The organism is Shewanella sp. UCD-FRSSP16_17, assembly GCF_001675935.1.
Taxonomy (GTDB): domain Bacteria; phylum Pseudomonadota; class Gammaproteobacteria; order Enterobacterales; family Shewanellaceae; genus Shewanella; species Shewanella japonica.
The window spans coordinates 880182-900262 of the sequence record NZ_LZFV01000001.1 but is presented as its reverse complement, the minus strand read 5'-3'; the positions used below and the strand labels follow the sequence as shown (position 1 = coordinate 900262).

The 20081-nt window shown below is 40.0% G+C and carries 16 protein-coding genes; 8 read left to right on the top strand and 8 right to left on the bottom strand.

The features are described from left to right. The first annotated feature begins 8 nt into the window (after positions 1 to 8). The gene (locus tag A9267_RS03810) at positions 9 to 2516 is read left to right on the top strand and encodes a marine proteobacterial sortase target protein (RefSeq protein ID WP_065108289.1); all 2508 of its coding nucleotides are present in this window, start codon (positions 9 to 11) and stop codon (positions 2514 to 2516) included. Then, complete coding sequence (locus A9267_RS03805; RefSeq protein WP_065108288.1) at positions 2513 to 3124, top strand: class GN sortase; 612 nt, start codon at positions 2513 to 2515, stop codon at positions 3122 to 3124. The genes A9267_RS03810 and A9267_RS03805 overlap by 4 nt, the downstream gene beginning before the upstream one ends. On the opposite strand, the gene A9267_RS03800 is transcribed toward A9267_RS03805, so the two are convergent. Together A9267_RS03800 and A9267_RS03795 are read right to left on the bottom strand one after the other, a co-directional pair. After that, positions 3116 to 4141 (bottom strand): GGDEF domain-containing protein, encoded by a 1026-nt coding sequence (locus A9267_RS03800; RefSeq protein WP_065108287.1) that lies wholly within the window; start codon positions 4139 to 4141, stop codon positions 3116 to 3118. The genes A9267_RS03805 and A9267_RS03800 overlap by 9 nt on opposite strands. A 193-nt stretch (positions 4142 to 4334) precedes the next feature. Beyond that, positions 4335 to 5222, bottom strand: coding sequence for a hypothetical protein (locus tag A9267_RS03795; protein WP_055024409.1), 888 nt, complete (start codon positions 5220 to 5222; stop codon positions 4335 to 4337). Between the two features lie 544 nt (positions 5223 to 5766). On the opposite strand from A9267_RS03795, the gene A9267_RS03790 reads away from it, so the two are divergent. Beyond that, on the top strand, positions 5767 to 6612 hold the full coding sequence (locus A9267_RS03790; protein WP_065108286.1) for a LysR family transcriptional regulator: 846 nt from the start codon (positions 5767 to 5769) through the stop codon (positions 6610 to 6612). Between the two features lie 43 nt (positions 6613 to 6655). Here A9267_RS03790 and A9267_RS03785 read toward each other — a convergent pair whose 3' ends face one another. Beyond that, positions 6656 to 7030: a diacylglycerol kinase gene (locus tag A9267_RS03785; RefSeq protein ID WP_065108285.1), complete on the bottom strand. Its 375-nt coding sequence runs from the start codon at positions 7028 to 7030 to the stop codon at positions 6656 to 6658. Between the two features lie 215 nt (positions 7031 to 7245). Here A9267_RS03785 and A9267_RS03780 point away from each other — a divergent pair, with 215 nt between their 5' ends. Next, entirely contained in the window at positions 7246 to 8085 is an 840-nt protein-coding gene (locus A9267_RS03780; protein WP_065108284.1) for a DNA ligase, read from the top strand. A gap of 199 nt (positions 8086 to 8284) precedes the next feature. After that, entirely contained in the window at positions 8285 to 8758 is a 474-nt protein-coding gene (locus A9267_RS03775) for a low molecular weight protein-tyrosine-phosphatase (protein WP_065108454.1), read from the top strand. Between the two features lie 51 nt (positions 8759 to 8809). Here A9267_RS03775 and ylqF read toward each other — a convergent pair whose 3' ends face one another. Together ylqF and A9267_RS03765 are read right to left on the bottom strand one after the other, a co-directional pair. After that, positions 8810 to 9754: a ribosome biogenesis GTPase YlqF gene (gene ylqF / locus A9267_RS03770; RefSeq protein WP_065108283.1), complete on the bottom strand. Its 945-nt coding sequence runs from the start codon at positions 9752 to 9754 to the stop codon at positions 8810 to 8812. Between the two features lie 118 nt (positions 9755 to 9872). Continuing rightward, positions 9873 to 10712 carry an isopenicillin N synthase family dioxygenase gene (locus A9267_RS03765; RefSeq protein WP_055024413.1) on the bottom strand — a complete coding sequence of 280 codons (840 nt, stop codon included), beginning with the start codon at positions 10710 to 10712 and terminating at the stop codon, positions 9873 to 9875. A 181-nt stretch (positions 10713 to 10893) separates the two neighbouring features. Between A9267_RS03765 and A9267_RS03760 the strand changes: the two genes are divergently transcribed. Further along, positions 10894 to 11814 (top strand): bifunctional methionine sulfoxide reductase B/A protein, encoded by a 921-nt coding sequence (locus A9267_RS03760; RefSeq protein WP_065108282.1) that lies wholly within the window; start codon positions 10894 to 10896, stop codon positions 11812 to 11814. Between the two features lie 107 nt (positions 11815 to 11921). On the opposite strand, the gene A9267_RS03755 is transcribed toward A9267_RS03760, so the two are convergent. After that, the gene (locus tag A9267_RS03755) at positions 11922 to 13481 is read right to left on the bottom strand and encodes a SulP family inorganic anion transporter (protein WP_065108281.1); all 1560 of its coding nucleotides are present in this window, start codon (positions 13479 to 13481) and stop codon (positions 11922 to 11924) included. A 191-nt stretch (positions 13482 to 13672) separates the two neighbouring features. Then, positions 13673 to 16999, bottom strand: a complete 3327-nt coding sequence (rne, locus tag A9267_RS03750; protein WP_065108280.1) for a ribonuclease E — start codon at positions 16997 to 16999, stop codon at positions 13673 to 13675. 605 nt (positions 17000 to 17604) lie between these two features. Here rne and rluC point away from each other — a divergent pair. Beyond that, entirely contained in the window at positions 17605 to 18561 is a 957-nt protein-coding gene (gene rluC, locus A9267_RS03745; protein WP_065108279.1) for a 23S rRNA pseudouridine(955/2504/2580) synthase RluC, read from the top strand. Further along, on the top strand, positions 18558 to 19214 hold the full coding sequence (locus A9267_RS03740) for an HAD-IA family hydrolase (protein ID WP_065108278.1): 657 nt from the start codon (positions 18558 to 18560) through the stop codon (positions 19212 to 19214). Before rluC ends, A9267_RS03740 begins: the two co-directional genes overlap by 4 nt. 168 nt (positions 19215 to 19382) lie before the next feature. On the opposite strand, the gene A9267_RS03735 is transcribed toward A9267_RS03740, so the two are convergent. Further along, positions 19383 to 19994 carry a Maf family protein gene (locus A9267_RS03735; protein ID WP_065108277.1) on the bottom strand — a complete coding sequence of 204 codons (612 nt, stop codon included), beginning with the start codon at positions 19992 to 19994 and terminating at the stop codon, positions 19383 to 19385. Positions 19995 to 20081: the final 87 nt, after the last annotated feature.

Sequence of the window (20081 nt, the reverse complement as noted above, 5' to 3'; positions counted from 1 at the left end):
GAGAGCAAATGAAAGGTATCAACTCAAAAGCACACTGCTACGCCATTGCCGATAAGGCATGCCTGACAGGTTATAAATCTAATAAGCCAACTCCTAGTGATAGAAGTTGTAACAACTGTGGTCAATCAATACTCGGCTACAGTTTATCTGCATCTGTGTTACTTGGGCTAATGGTATTAAGTGTATTATTTCCTGTTTATGCCATGACTTCATCGGTTACAACTGAGCTCGAAACGGTGATTCCGATTGAAAATCGGTATCAAGAAGTCACCCAGGGAGTACTACGTTATCAGCAAGGTGGTCAACAGTATGAAAGCTTGCCGTTAAGCACGGATGTAACAATGAATGTTTCTGGCTGGACAAATCGGGTCAGTGTTAAGCAAACCTTTATGAATAATTCGTCTGAGTGGATAAATGGCAGTTATGTGTTTCCTTTATCTCATAACAGTGCCGTAGACAGTATGCGCTTAATTATTGGCGATCGTAGTATTGAAGGTGTTATTCAGCCTAAAAAGCAAGCAAAAGCTAATTTTGAAAAGGCAAAATCTCAAGGTAAAAGAGCAAGTTTAGTGAGCCAGCAACGGCTCAATATTTTTACCACTGAGATCGCTAATTTGGGCCCTAGTGAAACTGCAATTGTGGAGATCATTTATCAAGAGAAGCTGAATTATAAAGAAGGCATGTTTAGCTTACGCTTTCCTATGACGATTACCCCCCGTTATACACCGGCGCATTTACAACGACAAGATAGCCAACAGGGCTTGGCGTCATCAGCTGAAAAAAGTAACGCGGACATTAAACAGCATTCTTATTTGTCTTATCAATCTCTTTCGAGCAAGTTACCCGATACCGTCACTCGTTACTTACCTGAATATTTCATTGACGAAACTCAGTCTGAAATATTGTCCGACCCATACTTGCATCAAGACTTGAATGTGGGGCTGAAAGAGTCAAATCATAACGCATTAATGGTGAATATGACGGTAAATTTAGATGCGGGTTTTGATGTGAAAGCTGAGGCGATAACAAGTCCCTACCACAAGATAGATAAAGTACGTCAAGCTGCGCCACTTCAGTCGTTTTCGAACCATCAGCAATGGCTTGTTTCGTTTGCCAAGCCAGAAAAAGCGAATAAAGATTTTGTGCTTCAATGGCGGGCAGAGCATCAAGAGTCTTATCAACCAATCGCTGCAGTATTTTCTCAGCAGGGCCAAACCCATCAGAAGAAGACAGATTCGGCTAACTCAAAAAATGATAATTCAACTCATGTATCTGGACTGAAAGATGTTCAATATGATCTTGTGATGCTATCGCCGCCACTGATAAGTGAAAAGCATACTGAAGATACCTCACATACACCCAGAGAGTTAATTCTAGTGATTGATACCTCTGGTTCGATGCAGGGTGCTGCGCTTTCACAAGCTAAACAATCTATCCTCTATGCATTAGCTGGGTTAAGGGCTCAAGATAAGTTTAATATTTATGAGTTTAATCATAATGTTAACCGGTTATCTCAGCAGTCTCTCGCTGGCACAAGTAGTAATATTGGCCGTGCGCATCAGTTTGTAAAAGGGTTGCAAGCCAATGGCGGAACTGAAATTGGTAAAGCCTTATCTGCGGCGTTACAGGTTGAGCAAGCACAAGCAGTATCTGATATAAGCCACTTTTTAAGACAAGTTATTTTTATTACCGATGGCGCAGTGAGTAATGAACATGGCATTTTTCAACAGATTGAAGCGGAGTTAGGACAAAGCCGTTTATTTACAGTTGGTATTGGCGCTGCTCCTAATTCTTACTTTATGGAGCGCGCGGCTTTATTTGGTCGAGGTACGTTTACTTATATTGGTAATACATCAGAAGTGAACCAAAAAATAACTAAGTTAATGGCAAAAATTGAAAAACCAGTTGCCACCAATGTCTCTTTGACGTATGCCGATGGGACAATACCGGATTATTGGCCAGCACAAATTCCTGATTTGTACACAAATGAGCCCATATTRGTCAGTGTTAAGTCGCCAGCTTACAATCAACAAGACTTTATTTTATCGGGTTATACCCAAGGTCAGTACTGGAAAAAACAGATTAAACGTCAGGACAATACCTCTGCAAGTCACAATGCTAGTGGGCTAGATTTGCTGTGGGCTAATGCACAAATTCAGGCTATTGAAGCAACTCGCACACAAGCGAATCAGCAGCGGATTAAAAAACAAGTTGAAGCGCTTGGTATGAAGTATCACTTAGTGACTTCACAAACGAGTTTGGTTGCCATTGATACTACACCGGTTAAACCTATGGCAGAGATGGCCGTGCAAAAACAAGTGAAGAGACATCTGCCTGCAGGAAGAAATCAATCAGTAGGAGTGCTTCCACAAACCGCAACCTCAAGTCGTTTGAATGTGCTAATTGGGCTTAGTTTGTTACTGATAGCCTTATTAAATGCTTGTTGGTTAAAAGGGTATTTACCAGGTCAGAAATTGATTTTACCGAAGAAACCTAATGAGGAGGCTTGCTTATGATTTCTATGAAATGGATTATTCCTTGCAGTGTTGCCTTGATTGGAATGAGTTTTTTATCACATGGAGCGTATATGCAAATTAAAGCAAACTTTGCGCAATTTCTTATTGAACAAGCGTGGACTAAAACCTTAGCCGATCAACGTCCTCATAAACCTTGGCGCTGGGCTGACACACATCCAGTTGGGAAGCTTAAACTCTTTGCTGATAAAGAACATGATTTTTACCCAATTGGTCAGCCTATGTTTGTACTAGCTGGTGCTTCTGGCAGAAATCTCGCTTTTGGTCCTAGTTTATTGCTTAATGGAGCTGGGATTGGCGAGCAGGGTAATACCATCATTGCGGGGCATAGAGATACCCACTTTCTGCCTTTACAAAATGTTAAAAGAGGCGACATTGTTGAGCTACAAACATCCCAAGGCGTGTTACAGCAATACCTTATTGTAAGTACCGATATTGTTCACGAAACACAAACCGAGGTGTTAGATATGACAACGGATAATCAATTAACCTTGATTACATGCTATCCATTTGATGATTTATCAGCCAACAGTGATTATCGTTATGTGGTGACGGCTAAAAAAGTCAACGGCAGTCATCGCCTAATTTGAGATTGGCATGACCCTGTTTCTACCTAGCCTTTTAGCTTCATATAGTAGAGTGTCTGCACTTTCAATCAGTTGACTACTTGTTTGCTGGTGCTTCCACTCGCTAACCCCAAAAGACGCATTAATGTTATCAATGCGAGTTTCACTACGGCGGTCTTTTACACTGAGTTTTTCTATTGATCGGCGCATTGCTTCTGCAAGTTGTCTTGCTACGCGTTGTTGGCTATTGGGGATAATTACTGCAAATTCTTCACCGCCAAATCGATAGAGTTTTACACCATCTCGACAAGATTCTTGTAAGCGTTTAGCGACCACTTTAAGTACTAAATCCCCTAGCTGGTGGCCGTAAGTGTCATTAAACTGCTTGAAGTGATCAATATCAATTAGGATTAAACAAGCTCCATTAGGCGACTGATTGACCAACGCAGAAATGTCATCATCAAATGCACGCCGATTTAATGCTTCTGTTAATGCGTCATAAAGCACATCTTTTTCGGTTTCCGCTAGACGTTGTTTTAAGGCATTGATTTCTGATTGTGCTTTATCAAGCTGCTGGGTAAAACTGGTTGTACTTGAATGAATGTTTGCAGATTCGCTGACGATATTTTTGACAACTTTTATCACTTGTTCCAACGAAAAGCCTTGATTTTCCAGTTCTGCTAATTTGCTGAATTCTTTTTGGATTTTGGTTTGAAAAGTGGTTGTATCGTGGTTGGTGTCTTTAAGAGATTGAGACAGTTCGCAAACCATTGCATCTAGGTTCTGGCGCATGCTTCTTACGTCTAATTCAACAGGATCGGCAATATGTTGTCGATATAGTAACTCGCTCGAAGTCGGAGAATACTGTTGGTTTTGTGCAATCGTAGCATCAAGCGCAATGTTTAATTTTGGATTAGACTCTGAAACGTAAGCATACCAGAGAGCATAATTGGTTGGCGTGGTAGGAATGCTATGTTTTAGCATCAATGGGACAGCTTTTTTTAAATTTAATGCCGCTGTTTTCAGTAGCTCGTTAGACATTTAATCCCTCATCTCTGATACATCACTTAGCGAATTAAGGCAGGAGTTTTAAACGTTGTACTAATTTTAGGCCAAGCTGAATTAAATACAATTTGACCAATGAGGGCTTAGTTTTCTTGAACGCGTTAAACTTGCTAAATGATTTAAAAATAACGTCAAACTCAGCACCATAAGATAGGATGCTCAATTTATATTAAAAAGAATAAGATACCGCAAACATTGGGCCAGTGAAACTGTAATTAATATTATAATCAAAGGTTCTAAATTCAGTGTCTAAGATACTACGAGATTGCTCAATATCAACATCAACATCATAATAATTATAGGCTAATGATAAATGCCAGTTCTCACAAATAATAGCTTGAACCCCAGCTCGAATATCAACTAAAGAACCTTTTACATTGTCATATTTTATCGCAAAGTATTGTGCATGAGCATTAAATACCCAGCCAGGGTAAAACTCATAACTTCCGTAAACACCTACATCAGGTAACGGAGCGGTAAGGGCATTATCAACAATACGAGGGGTAAAAGTCGCTGTGTCACACAAGGCATTTGGATCGCTTCGGCTTTCACATAAGCCTATATTGCCTTCAAATACGGTTTCAACAAACATTGTATGTAAGCCGATTGAAGCACCCACTGTATAATTATCACCTTCCCAAATGTCGTAGCCATAGCCTAAACGAAGAATATCAATATTTAAGGTTGTCGAAATTTTGGCTTCACCATCAATTAAAAAATTATCATCGTTATCACCAAACTCAGGGATTTCGATATCAAACCCTAATTGAGGTGTATCAGCGTTACGGTGCAGTGACTTCCAGTCAAGATAGATATTGTGGCGGTCGTTAAAACTATATGTGAATTCAAAAAAAGGCAGGAATTGATCTTCAGTAAGTAGCAGATCATCTTCGAAATCTAATAGATAATAACTATTAGTATCTTTGGCGCTTTTAACAAGCATTGTGGAGTCGGAACTGGCATAAAAAGCACCTATGGTGAATTTATACTCATCTGCATTAACATGGCCAGAAAAACTGGCTGCAGCTAAAAGTCCTACGAAGGCTTGCTTTAACATTTATTCTCCGCACTTTAAAATTACTTAAATCAGTAAACTGTGCTTTTATTGTTATTGTTGATCAGGGTTACATCTTATTATGTAGTCATACTAACATTATGTAACTAAATGTGAAGCTTTTGTTGCTGTGGAATTGTAAAAATGAGAACTAAGATCACGATTTATTCGTATTAAACATTTGGCGGTAAAACTATTGGACTACAAGTCTATTTAAAGTTGTTCAATTTCAATTGCTTATAGTGGTTGTTATCGGTTTCTTGTCGTTGGTATTTATTTAGCTAGCACGTTTTATTCATCTTTAAATTAGCACTATTTAATGTGTCAGAAGAACTTCGAATGTCATCTTTTTGACTGTATGTTAACAAATATGTAACGAGTAATGTGTGGAGAAATATTCCCCAAATGGTTAAAGAAAAGCTGCTTCAGCTAAGTCCTATACTTAATTCGTATGCGTAAATTAAACTTGATTACACGCTGCCATAATTTTGCTATAAATCGCGATTAGACTGTTTATGTTTTGTTAGACATTGAGTAAAAATCCATTATGGATACTGATTTATTAAAAACGTTTCTTGAAGTTTATCGTACTCGTCACTTTGGCAAGGCTGCTGATAACTTATATATCACCCGCAGTGCAGTCAGTTTTAGGCTTAAACAGCTTGAATCATTGCTAGGTGTTATTTTATTTGATCGTGAACGCAATAATATCAAACCAACTCCTGCGGGTGAGCGAATGTTAGCCCATGCTAATGCCGTATTAACTGCTCTGGAACGCGCCAAGCAAGATGTTTCCTTAATAGAGCAGCACAGTGTTCAGTTGTCGATAGGCATGGGCCATAACATTTGGGAAAGTTATTTAAAAAGGGCAATACAACCTTTATATAAAACTGAACACGGCCTGTCACTTCGTACTGATGTGATTACTTCAGCTGTGATGGCAAAAAAGATGGCAGAAACGACACTGGACATCGCATTAAGCTTCGATCCTTTCCATATTGATGGCATTGATACAATTACCTTAAGCCAAGTAAATTTATTACTTGTTTCCACTCAAGCTAATTTGCATATCTCTGATTTGGCTCTTTCGCACTATGTCAAAGTGGATTGGGGCACTGCTTTTAATATTACTCATGCACAAGAGTTAACAGCACTTCCATTACCCGTTTTGCATACGAGTTCAGCGCAAATTGCCCATGACTTTATTATCCAAAATAAAGGGTGTGCATTTTTACCTGAAGTTATGGTGACAGAGGATATTGCCTGCGGCAAATTGCATCGAGTTTGTGATGTGAAAGAAATCCGGCGCCACGTTTATGCATCCTATGCGCTAACAAGTGAGCGAATGAATGAAATTGAAAAAGTTATTAGTTCATTAAACCGTATTGCATGAAAGCCTGAACATATTCAGGCTTAACCGCTAAATTGTGAAGAGGTTAAAGCAGGTAAGCATGAGTTAAAATCCCTATCCAAGTCAGTCCACATAATAATAAACTGAGAAATACTGCTGCAGAGGCAACATCTTTTGCTTGGCCGCTTAGTGGGTGAATTTCATCGCCAATGCGATCGACAACGGCTTCTATCGCTGAGTTAAGTAGTTCAGTTATCAGTACAATAAATAGTGTCATGATCATGAGGACTTTTTCAATCACACTGACATCGATTATTAAAGCGATGGGAACAAGGAAAAGACATAATATTAGTTCTTGCCTAAAAGCAGCTTCATTTCTCCAAGCACTGGTTAATCCTTTAAATGAAAAACCTGTTGCTCGTATGATGCGTTTAATACCGTGATTATTAGTGGGTTTCATAGGTGACCTAATTATTGATGATATGTCCTAAACCTTTAGCATTGTAAGCTAAATAAGCAAATCAGCCATATTTGACTAAACTGTATTTGAATCATTAATCATTTTAAATATTGGTTTTTAAAATGGTTAGTATAATCAATGAGTTCAATAAATAAAGAACCGTAAAATAAGTGCGATAGGATATTGCCATCACTCAAATTAGCAAGGATGCTACTATGTTTCGATTTATATTGTCAGTCTTAATTGTGTTTATGGCTTTGCTGATTTCAGCTGCCGTAGATGCTAATAATAAGCCCGCGCTCCAACTCGCTATGCGTTACCAAACCGACACCGATGTTACTCAATACTTGATCAGTGAAAAGCTTGATGGAGTAAGAGGCTATTGGGATGGAAATCAAATGCTGTCGCGTTCGGGAAGAGTCATGATTTTACCCGATTGGTTTACTGCAGATTTCCCCAAAACAGCATTAGATGGAGAACTTTGGATTAAGCAAGGTGAGTTTGATGCGGTATCAGCGTTAGCTCGCAGTTCACATTCACATCATGCAGAGTGGAAGTTGGTAAAATATATGATTTTTGACTTGCCAGAGCATGGGGGGATGTTTGTTGATCGCGTAAAAGCAATGCAACAAATAGCCTTAGAAAGTAGATATATTGAGGCGATAGAGCAACAGGAGCTTGTCTCTACAGCGCAATTAATGGCTCAACTTGATCATGTTATTGCAAACAATGGTGAAGGGTTAATGCTTCATCTTAAATCTGGGTATTATCAAATCGGCCGCAGTCAGAATATTGTAAAGTTAAAACCTAAATATGATGCTGAAGCGCGAGTTATTGGTTTTAATGAAGGCAAAGGAAAGTTCGAAGGCTTGATGGGGTCACTTAAGGTTGAAATGCCAAATGGAAAACAGTTCAATCTTGGTTCTGGTTTTTCTAATGAGCTACGACGTAATCCGCCTCCTTTGGGCGCTATTATTACTTATCAATATTTAGGACTCACTAAAAATGGCATTCCACGGTTCGCTCATTTTCTGCGTGTTAGAGAGTCGCAATAACAATAACAATAACAATAACAATAACAATAACAATAACAATAACAATAACAATAACAATAACAATAACAATAAGAATAACAAGAGTAATGAATAAGTATGAGCAATAGAGTTTATGTCTAGATTTATATAGAATTGAGCCGTTAACACGGTGAGGAGTAATTTAGTGAGCTTGACTAATACACGTAACGTTACCAGTAAAGTGGATTTCAGTAAGATAAAATCGGTATTGTTTGTCTGCTTAGGTAATATTTGCCGCTCACCCAGCGCTGAAGCGGTGTTTCGTTCGCAGGCCAAATCATTTTCATTAGCGGTAGAAATTGATTCGGCGGGGACAGCTGCATATCATCAAGGCAACCCACCAGATCCTCGCTCTATAGCAGCAGGTGAGAGGAGAGGATTAGATTTTACCAACATGCAGGCGCGGCAAGTACTCGATAGCGACTTTGAACATTTTGATTTAATACTTGCGGCAGACAAGAATAATCTTAATGACTTACTGAGGCGTTGTCCTGCTCAATATCAACATAAACTGCAGTTGATATTATCTTTTATAGATACGGAAGGGGAAGCAAGGGAAGTGCCTGATCCTTACTATGGTGGCGAGCAAGGTTTTGAATTAGTTCTTGATTTGCTTGAAGCGAGTTTAAGTCAGTTGGCAAAGAAAATGTCGTAAACAAGATTTCTCAAAATAAAGGCTTACCGCGTGGTAAGCCTTTTTTGTTCTTTAGCCTTGCTGGTGTCGCTTGCCTGAGCGTTTCAGCTTTTCTTGTTCAAGTTTTTGTTGCTTTAAAGCCTCTTTCTCAGCTAATAGCCTAGCGACTTCGGCTTTTTCAATTTCTGCCATTTCAGGCGTTTCTAGTGTTAGTAAGCCTGTTTTTCCTGAGCGGAATTCATGCAGTAATAATTCAGACGCCTTATGTAAATCGATACGGCCACCTGGTCTAAGTGCACCACGTTTACGGCCAATCGCTTCGAGTAATTCTATATCGGTTTCCGGAAGCTCGGCGAGCTTGTATCGCTCGCAAATCGCTTTAGGATAAGCTTGTAAGAAATATTCTGCCGCAAACATAGCAACATCTTCGTATTCCATTGCGGTATCTTTAATGGCACCGGTTACTGCCAAGCGGTAACTACTTGATTCATTGTCAACTTTTGGCCATAAGATGCCTGGCGTGTCTGATAGTACAATGCCATTTTTGAGATTAATACGCTGCTGACGTTTAGTCACAGCGGGCTCATTACCGGTTTTAGCGATAGTTCTGCCTGCCAGTGTGTTGATAATGGTTGATTTTCCGACGTTTGGGATCCCCATAATCATCGTACGTATATCTTTTTCTACTTTGTCTCGAGTTGGTACTAATTTACGACAAATATCAGGAATGCTCTTAACTTGCCCAGGTTGAAGCGTGGTAATGGCTGTTGCTTTAACGCCTTGCTCTTGTTCAAGGTATTCAATCCAGCGTGCAGTGACTTCAGGATCGGCTAAGTCAGATTTATTGAGTAATTTGATACATGGCTTATCGCCCCTTAACGTTGACACCATAGGGTTTTCGCTACTATATGGAATACGTGCATCTAAAACCTCGATGACAAGATCGACTTGAGGCATTGCCTCTTCAATCTCTTTACGAGCTTTGTGCATGTGTCCTGGGTACCATTGAATTGCCATGAGTTTGCCTTTTTTAAACCACTACTTACAAGGGGGGCATATTCTACCTTGTTATGCCTCTAAAAGATAAAAAAAAGCGCCAAAAGACGCTTTAAACTACTTGGAAACGTTAACAAACTTAAATTACACCAAGTTCTCTTAATCTTTCCATTAAATAACTGTCTGCAGTATAGCGTTCAGAAAGCACAACTTCAGGATTAGGATGTAAAAAAAGTGGCAAAGAGATCCTTGATTTAGTTTTATCAGTGCCTTCTGGATTGATCACACGATGCGATGTCGAAGGGTAATAACCACCAGAGGCTTCTTGTAGCATGTCGCCGATATTAATAATGATATTTCCAAAGTCACTTGGGACATCAATCCAAGTATCGTCCTTGGTTTGAACCTGCAATCCTGGTTCATTCGCTGCTGGTAAGACAGTGATAAGGTTAATATCTTCATGAGCTGCTGCTCGGATTGCACCCAGTTCTTCATCACCTAACATTGGTGGATAGTGCAACACTCTTAATAATGTCTTTTGACTATCTTCAATCATTTTAGGTAAAGGAATAGAGAAGTGCTTGGCGACGTCCTCGGGCGCATACTGTTCAATCCAGCCGAGTAGTTCAGCGGCGAGTTGATTTGCATGTTTATAATAAGCAAGAATATTCTGTTTTAATGATTCAGGAATACGACCCCAAGGGTATACGTGAAAATATTCTTTGATATCTTTTACTGTATGTCCTTTTGCCGTTTCAGATATTGATGCTGGGAAAAAGCCATCTTGGGTTTCAGGTTTAAACAGAAAATCCTGTTTTTGTTCTGATTGAAAAAACTCATACCATTCTTTATAGATGGTTTCTACGAGCTCTTTGCTAATAGGGTGATTTGATAAAACACCAAATCCGGTCTCACGTAATGACTCAACAAATTGCTTTGCGCAATCTTCTGAACGGTAATCAATGGTTTCTAATTTCATATTTTCTACTTATTGTTTTATTTGACCCATGCTGATTTTAACCTTGGTCACACTTTGTCGCAATTTTTTGAAGTAAAAACAGGTCTAATAAGTCGAATTAGTGATCTTTATTCGGCATACTGCCATATCTGAAAAATTGCTTTAAAGTATGAAGGTCTAGATTGAAGTTAGGACGATGCAAATGAACGAATTAACTGAGTTTGAAAAGTATGTCATTGAGCAAAAAGGAACTGAACGTCCATTTAGTGGAGAGTACGTCAATCATGATGCAGAAGGCTTGTACTTATGTAAAAAATGCTTAAACCCATTATATAAAAGCGAATTTAAATTTAATGCTTACTGTGGATGGCCAGCATTTGATGACGAAATTCACGGTGCTATAGATAGAACGCTGGATGCTGATGGTCAACGCACAGAAATTACCTGCCACGAATGCGGTGGCCATCTTGGCCATGTTTTTAAAGGCGAAATGTTAACGGGTAAAAATACACGTCATTGTGTCAATTCAACTTCGATGGTGTTTAAAAGCATAGAAGAAATTGAAAATGAACGTTCAGCAAAAGCAAAGTCGATGGAGTTAGCAACTTTCGGTGCTGGCTGTTTTTGGTGTATCGAAGCGATATTTCAACGTCTAGACGGTGTTGAATCTGTAATTTCTGGCTATAGCGGCGGTGGAACTGAAGATGCGCATTACGAAGCGGTCACCAGTGGAACGACTGGCCACGCAGAAGTTGTTCAAGTGACTTATGATCCTAGCGTGATAAGTTATCAAACATTACTTGCGGTATTTTTTGCGATTCATGATCCGACGACATTAAATCGTCAAGGCAATGATAAAGGCCCTCAATATCGTTCGGTTATTTTTACTCATGATGCCAAACAAGTTGATGCTGCGACTATTGCTATCAGTAAACTGATTCAGCAAGGTATTTGGCCTAAACCTATTGTGACAGAAGTAACAATGTTTGAAGCGTTTTATCAAGCAGAGAGTTTTCATGAAAATTATTTTGCCAATAATGCAGAGCAGCCGTATTGCCAAATTTTAATTAAGCCTAAGTTCGAACAAGCGATGAAACAGTTTGAGGCTATATTAAAAAACTAAGTAAAGATGCCGGTTTTTAATATATCAATAACGTATTAACATAAAAAAGGCGAACTGAATAGTTCGCCTTTTTTATGTATAAATTAGCTTTAAAAGGCTAATGTATTTTATGAGTCAAGTGCATCATCTGCGACTTTGTAATGTGGATCTTCGATAACATTAATCTCAACTAAGTCACGAGCTTTATGTAGTAACTCTTTACAGTCAGGGCTTAAATGTCTTAAATGCAGTCGTTTACCCGCAGCAACATAGCGCTCAGCCAAGGTATCAATAGCATCTAATGCTGAATGGTCAGCAACACGTGAGTTTTGGAAATCCACAATCACATCTTCAGGATCGTCAGCAGCATCAAATAACTCTAGGAAGTTTGAAACTGAGCCGAAAAACAGCGGGCCATTCAGTTTATAAACTTTCCAATCGTTAGCATCGGTACTAGTTTCAACGTTGATGTGTTTAGCGTGCTCCCATGCAAATACAAGTGCAGACACAATAACACCAACAAACACAGCAAAGGCTAAGTCAGTAAATACGGTTACCGTTGTCACTAACACAATAACAAAAGCATCATGCTTAGGTACTTTACGCATGACTTTAAAACTTGCCCACTCGAACGTGCCTAATACCACGATGAACATTACACCGACCAATGCGGCAAGTGGAATGATTTCGATGAACGCAGCACCAAACAGAATAAACGCAAGTAAAGCTAGTGCAGCTGTGATACCAGATAAACGGCCACGACCACCAGAGTTGATGTTAATCATTGATTGACCAATCATCGCACAGCCGCCCATTGCGCCAAAGAAGCCACTGGTAATGTTACCCACACCTTGACCAACACATTCTTTGTTACCTCGACCACGGCTGTTTGTCATTTCATCGATTACCGTTAAGGTTAGTAACGATTCGATTAAGCCAACTGCCGCTAAAATACAGGCATAAGGTAAAATGATATAAAGGGTTTCTAAGGTAAACGGCACACTCGGAATTGAGAAGCTTGGTAAGCTGCCAGCAATAGTGGCTTGCTCATCACCACTCATTGTTTTCAAAAAGTCGAGTACATTGCGTGTATCTAAGTCTAGTCCAACAACTAATGCGGTTACTGTTAAAATTGCCACCAATGAAGAGGGGATAGCTGTGGTTATTTTGGGTAAAAAATGAATAATTGCCATGGTCAAAGCAACTAAGCCAAGCATTATCATTAACGGCTCTTGACCTAGCCATACCATGTTGCCTGCAGCATCTTTAACTTGGAATTGACCAAGTTGTGCTAAGAAAATCACAATCGCGAGACCATTAACAAATCCGATCATCACTGGGTACGGTACAATACGGATAAATTTACCGAGTTTAAATATACCTGCAGATATTTGAATTATCCCCGCCAGCACGACCGCCGCAAATAGGTATTGAACGCCATGTTCAACAACTAGTGATACCATGACAACAGCCATTGCACCGGTTGCACCAGAAATCATTCCTGGACGACCACCAATTACAGCAGTGATTAACCCCATAATAAAGGCTGCGTATAAACCTACCATAGGTTCAACTTGTGCGACGAATGCAAAAGCAACAGCTTCTGGAATAAGCGCAAGAGCAACAGTTAAACCTGATAGTATATCTGCTTTGCTACTGCTGGTTTTATGACGTAGTAGATCGAACATTTAGCCTCTGAAAACAATTGAAGTGTTTGAAAATTAAAGTGTGCGTATGTTAACAAAATTTAATGCTTCACTAAACCTGAATTTAAGCTTAATTCAGTTTAATTACTATATTTGACCAACGTAGACTCAAAAAAAAACCACGCTATTTAGCGTGGTTTTTTAGGAGTCTATATTAGGCTCAGTATTTGAGTTTATGCTTTAGTGGTATCAGAAGATGCGCTGTTAGCTACTTTTGATTTTACCGTTTCAGCATCAGGTTGTGATTTTTGGTATTCACGACCTTTTGGTACAGCTTGCTGCTGACGCACTTCAGATACAGGTTTAGTTGTTTCTGACATGACCATTGAACCAAAGCGACTAGCAGCAGGCTTTTTAGCCGGTGCATCAGTTTTCGCTTCTGTTTTAGTTTCTGTTTTAGTTTCGGCAGCAACTGGTGCAGTAACCACTTTACGTTCGATTGCAGCTGGCTTAGCCATTGGTGCTGATGCAATTGAATTATCTTTAGTTACTGTTTCAGCTTTTACTGGTTCAGTTTTTACAGCCTCAGCTTTTGCAGGCTCAGCCTTAACTTCAACCGTAGCTTCAACCTTAGCTTCAACTTCAACCTTAGCTTCAACTTCGGCAGGTTTAACTACATTGTTTGATGTCTCTGCTTGCGGTGCTGTTTCGATAACGTCTGCAGTTTCAGCTACAGGTGCTTCGACTGGCGCTTCAACTTCACGAGCTGACTCAACAGGCGTCTCAACCTTCTCTGAAGCCTCGACAACTTTTTGAGTGTCAGTTGACGTTACTTCTTGCGTAACTTCAACTTTATCGTCAGTCACAGCTGGTGTTTCAGTTTCTACAGTTTGAGAAGTAGGAGCTTCAACAGCAGGAGCTGGCTCTGTAGTGACTTCTACTGCAGCTTGTTCAGCATCAAGTTGCTTTTCTAGTTCATCTACAGGCGTAAATACGGCTGCAGAAGGTGCTGTTTCATCTTCATCACGGCGGCGACGTTGTCCAGCTGCACGAAGATGGCGTGGGCTACGACGGCTACGACGTTGACCTTGTTTCTCTTCGTTGTCTTCTGAGGTTGCTTCATCTGAAGCGTCCGATGATTCAACTTTAGCAGGAGCAGTTGCTTCAGAGGCTGCATTATTTGTTGCAGCTACAGCGTCAGTTGTTTCAACAACAGTTTCAGCTTTTGGCTCAACCTTAGTTTCAATAGTGGTTTCAGTTGGAACTTCTGCGCTGGCTTCAACTTTAGATACCGTGGCATCTAATGAGGGTTTAACTGCTACAGATTCAGCATTCGCTTCAGTTTCAACTTTCGCCTTGTTGTCTTTTCTTGGGCGACGAGTGCGTGTTGGTTTAGCTGATTGCTCCGCATTTGGCTTTGCAGTTACATCAGCAGATTTAGCATTTTCAGCTACTTCAACTTCATTTAGTTTTGCTTCACTTTGTTCGTTTTCGATACGAACTTTACGACGCATGTTACGACGTTGACGACGCTCTCTTGCAGCTTCTTGCTTAGGAGACTTCTCTCCTTCTGGGCGAGACTTATCTGCAGACTTGTTAGCCTTGTTACGTTGGTCGTTTTTAGACTGACGTTTTTCTTGTTGTTCTTTATTTGCAACATCTCTGTCAGCCTTCTTATTACGGCCTTTGTTGTCTCTGCCTTTGTTGTCAGCATCATTACGATTATCACTGCGGTTATCGTTACGGTTGCGACGGTTGTCATTTCGGCGAGAGTCATTACGACGGTTACGGCGATTATTTTGACCTTCTTTGCGATTCTTATCAGACTGCTTCGATTCTTTCTTAGCAGGTTCATCTGATGAGAATAGCTTGCTGATAGCAGAAACCATTTTAGCGAAGAAACCGGGCTCTGACGGCGCTGATTCCGTTGCTTTTGGTTTTGCTTCTACAGCAGGCTTTGCTGCAGCTTTCGGCGTACCGAAACCTTTAATCGCAGGTTGAGGCGCTTCAGCACGTTCAAGTTTGCGAGGCTCGTATAATTTAGCTTCAGGCTTTTCTACACGCTTGTAGCTTGATTCAACGACTTCATCGTCGCTTCTTAAACGAGATACACGGTAGTCAGGTGTTGTCATGTGAGAATCAGGAATGACATACACTTCAACATTGTGACGTTCTTCTGTAATGCGAATTGCTTTACGTTTTTCATTTAATAAGAACGCAGCAACATCAACAGGAACAACAGCTTCAATTTGAGACGTGTTCTCTTTAATGGCTTCTTCTTCCATTAAACGAAGAATAGAAAGCGCTAATGACTCAGTACTACGAATTGTACCTTGGCCATGACAGCGGGGACATAAATGCGCTGCTGATTCGCCAAGAGAAGGGCGTAGACGTTGACGAGACATTTCCATTAAACCAAAACGTGAAATACGGCCAAGCTGAACACGAGCGCGGTCTAAATGAACCGCATCACGCATTCTATTCTCAACTTCACGTTGGTGTCTAACTGGCGTCATATCAATGAAATCGATGACGACTAAACCGCCTAAATCACGTAAACGTAATTGACGCGCAATTTCGTCTGCCGCTTCTAAGTTGGTGTTTAACGCTGTTTCTTCGATATCGCCGCCTTTTGTTGCACGGGCTGAGTTGATATCGATTGAAGTTAGTGCTTCCGTTGGGTCAATTACGATTGAACCACCAGACGGCAAGCGCACTTCACGTTGGAATGCTGACTCAATTTGAGATTCGATTTGGAAGTGTGTGAACAATGGTACTTCAGACTCGTAACGCTTAACACGTTCAACGAAATCAGGGCGTACTAAACCAATATGCTGTTTTGCTTCTTCATAGATTCGTGGATGGTCAATGAGTATTTCGCCCACGTCACGACGTAAGTAATCACGGATTGCACGAACAATCACGTTACTTTCTTGATGAATCAAAAATGGCGCAGGTTTACTCTGAGCTGCTTCTTGAATTGCTTCCCAGTGGTGTTGTAAAACTTTTAAGTCCCACTTTAATTCAGCAGCATCTTTACCAACACCAGCAGTACGTACAATCAGACCCATACCATTTGGTACAGTTAACTCTGACATAGCCGCTTTAAGCTCAGTACGCTCATCACCTTCGATACGACGCGAAATGCCGCCAGCACGAGGATTATTTGGCATCAGAACTAAATAAGAGCCAGCAAGAGAGATAAACGTTGTTAAGGCAGCGCCTTTATTACCACGTTCTTCTTTATCGATTTGGACGATAACTTCTTGGCCTTCAGATACCACTTCTTTGATATTTGGGCGGCCTTGGAAAGAGTATCCTTTAGGGAAGTATTCGCGAGCGATTTCTTTTAATGGAAGGAAACCGTGACGGTCAGCGCCGTAATCAACAAACGCAGCTTCTAATGAAGGTTCTACGCGAGTAATGGTGCCTTTATAGATATTTGATTTTTTTTGTTCATGGCCTGGGCTTTCGATATCCAGATCATACAATTGTTGCCCATCTACTAGGGCAACACGCAACTCTTCCGATTGAGTTGCATTAATTAACATACGTTTCATGATGACTTAATTCTTCTAATAAGGTCATCAAACGTCGAGATTTCGTTGCATTACGGGCCTAAAATTGTTGTTCACTAAGCCTCACGGCTGGTTTTTAGGCAAGTTAGGTGCGCATTGCTGTAAGACGCATTCGCTGCGTGTCGCGACCTATTTATGGCTTATTTTTTAATAATTACAAAAACAAGGAATTCGTTGTTAATCGCCAACAAACCCCATAAATTTAAATTTCTTTTCCGGTAATGCCCAAGACGAATCTGTCTGTTTGATAACAAGCTAAAATTTGTTCGAATAGGGGGGCGTAGGTTTTCAGGAAAACTTAGTAAATAATGATTAAGCAGACGGTTTAACTGTAAAAACGATACTAATCGAATTGTGATGTTTACAATTTGCAAATCAATGACTTGCTACCTGTCGTGCTCATGAATTCTACTGAAAAAACACCGTAATGATTTGAGCTTGTGAACAATTTATTCACTGTTTATCCTCAATCACAGCGCAAATATAGCAATAAACAATTTATACAGCAATAAAAACCACACATTCTTATTGTCCCATCCAAGCAAAACTTAGGGTACAATGTGCCTCGTAATTACTATAGGCGCATCATGAATACAGAAACTCCCACGAAAGTTCAGTTGGTCACCATTGATGAAGATCATTTTGAGCAACGCATTGATAATTTTTTACTCACCAAACTTAAAGGTGTCCCTAAAAGCATGATTTATCGTATTGTGCGAAAGGGCGAGGTTAGAGTTAACAAAAAACGCATTAAACCTGAGTACAAATTACAAATTGATGATGTGGTTCGTATTCCACCAGTCAGAATGGCTGAGAAAGATTATCGAACAGCGCCGTCACCTAAATTATCTAAAGTGACTCAGCTAGAACAACGCATTATTCATGAAGATAATCACTTAATCGTATTAAATAAGCCGGCTGGAATTGCAGTTCACGGTGGCAGTGGTGTGGATTTTGGTGTGATTGAGGGCTTACGCTCTTTGCGTCCACAACAAAAGTTTTTAGAACTAGTACATCGTCTGGATAAAGATACCTCAGGGGTTCTCCTCATCGCTAAAAAGCGAAGTGCATTAAAGCATTTGCATGATCAATTACGTAAAAAAACCATGCAAAAAGATTATTTGGCGTTGGTGCGTGGTGATTGGCAAGCGAAAGATAAAGTCGTTAAAGCGCCGCTGTTGAAAATTACTCTAAAGTCTGGTGAACGTATTGTTCGTGTGAATCAAGAGGGGAAGCCTTCTGAAACTCGTTATAAAATCATGCAGCGTTATCAAGGTTGTACCCTTGTAAAGGCAAGCCCTGTCACTGGCCGTACTCATCAAATCCGTGTTCATTGTCAATTTGCGGATCATGCTATCGCTTGTGATGATAAATATAGTGAGCAAAAATTTGATGATGCAATGCGCGAAAAAGGGTTAAATCGCCTATTTTTGCATGCGGCAGAACTTAAATTCATTCATCCAGAAAATGATGAAGTCAAAATAGTGAAAGCGCCATTAGATGACGTATTACAATCAACATTGGAAAAGCTGAAACGCGCATGAATCAAGACACAATTAAGCAGTATGAGTTAGTGATTTTTGATTGGGATGGCACATTAATGGATTCAATTGGTAAGATTGTTGATTGCATGCAATGTGTTGCCAAAGAATTGAATTTACTTGTGCCGTCAGAGCAACAAGTTCGAGACATCATTGGATTGTCTATATTACCTGCGATGGAAAAATTATTTCCTGACAATCCTGAACAATATGATGCATTGCTTGAAGCTTATAAAAACTATTATATGAATATTAACGCGACGCCTTCGCCTTTATTTGATGGTATTGAGTCAGTGCTTTCACAGATTCAAGCCAATGGGCAGACGCTTGCTATCGCGACAGGTAAACGCCGAGCAGGCCTTGACCGTATGCTTACTGAGACAGGCTTAGGTCATTATTTTATTGCAACACGTTCGGCTGATGAGGCGGAATCTAAACCGCATCCATCTATGATTACTTCATTGCTTGAAGAATTGGACATTTGTCCAAGTAAAACGGTAATGATAGGTGATTCAAAATTAGATATTGCGATGGCTAATAATGCTGGCGTGAATAGTATTGGAGTGACTTATGGCGCCCATAGCCTAGAAGATTTACTAACCCAGTCACCGACAAATACAGTTAATTCGCCGCAAGATATTCTGTTGCATATATAAGTCGACTCTTTCACAAATATTCGTTGACGGTTGCAAAACATGCTTCTATCAGCCGCAGCTCAATCTGCGGCTTTTTATTATCTATTTCTTGGTTAATTAAGCTTTTAAACGGGCCTTGTAAACTTCTGGAAGGGGTTAGGTTTTCTAGTAAAAAATAATTTGTGTATTTTATTGAGATGTCAGAACGTCTAATCCATGGCGTTTTAACAAAGCGATAAGCTTAATCAGTGGTAAACCAATTAATGTATTTGGGTCATCACCAGCTAATTTGTCAAACAGTGCAATTCCTAAGCCTTCAGACTTAAAACTTCCTGCACAATATAACGGTTGCTCAAGCTCTACGTAACGAGTGATTTCTTCAAGGGTTAACTGCCTAAAGTGAACAGTAAAGGGTTCTACGATGGAATGGGCTTGTAAACTATCGCTATTAATGACACTAAGGCCAGTATAAAAGGTGATAGCTTGACCTGAAGCTTGTTGTAATTGTTTGATTGCATTGTCTTGTGTCAGTGGTTTACCGATAATATTGCCATTAATAACGGCTACTTGATCTGAACCAATGACCAGTGCCTCATCGTTTGTCTGACTTGTTTGCTGATATAGTTTAGCCCCTGCGAGAGCCTTGGCTTTTGCTAGTCTTAATACCAACTCTTCAGCGGTTTCATTCTCTAGTGCTGTCTCGTCTGTTTCAGGTGAAATACAGTCAAATGGAAGCTGCAATTTACTGAGGATTTCTTTGCGATAAATGGATGTTGAAGCTAAGATGATTTTTGTATTCATGGGGTGCGATTCGTCTATTTGTCCAATTGCGACTATATTAAGTCAAAATTGCGTTCAAATGCAGTAAATTTAGTCGGATCACGCTTG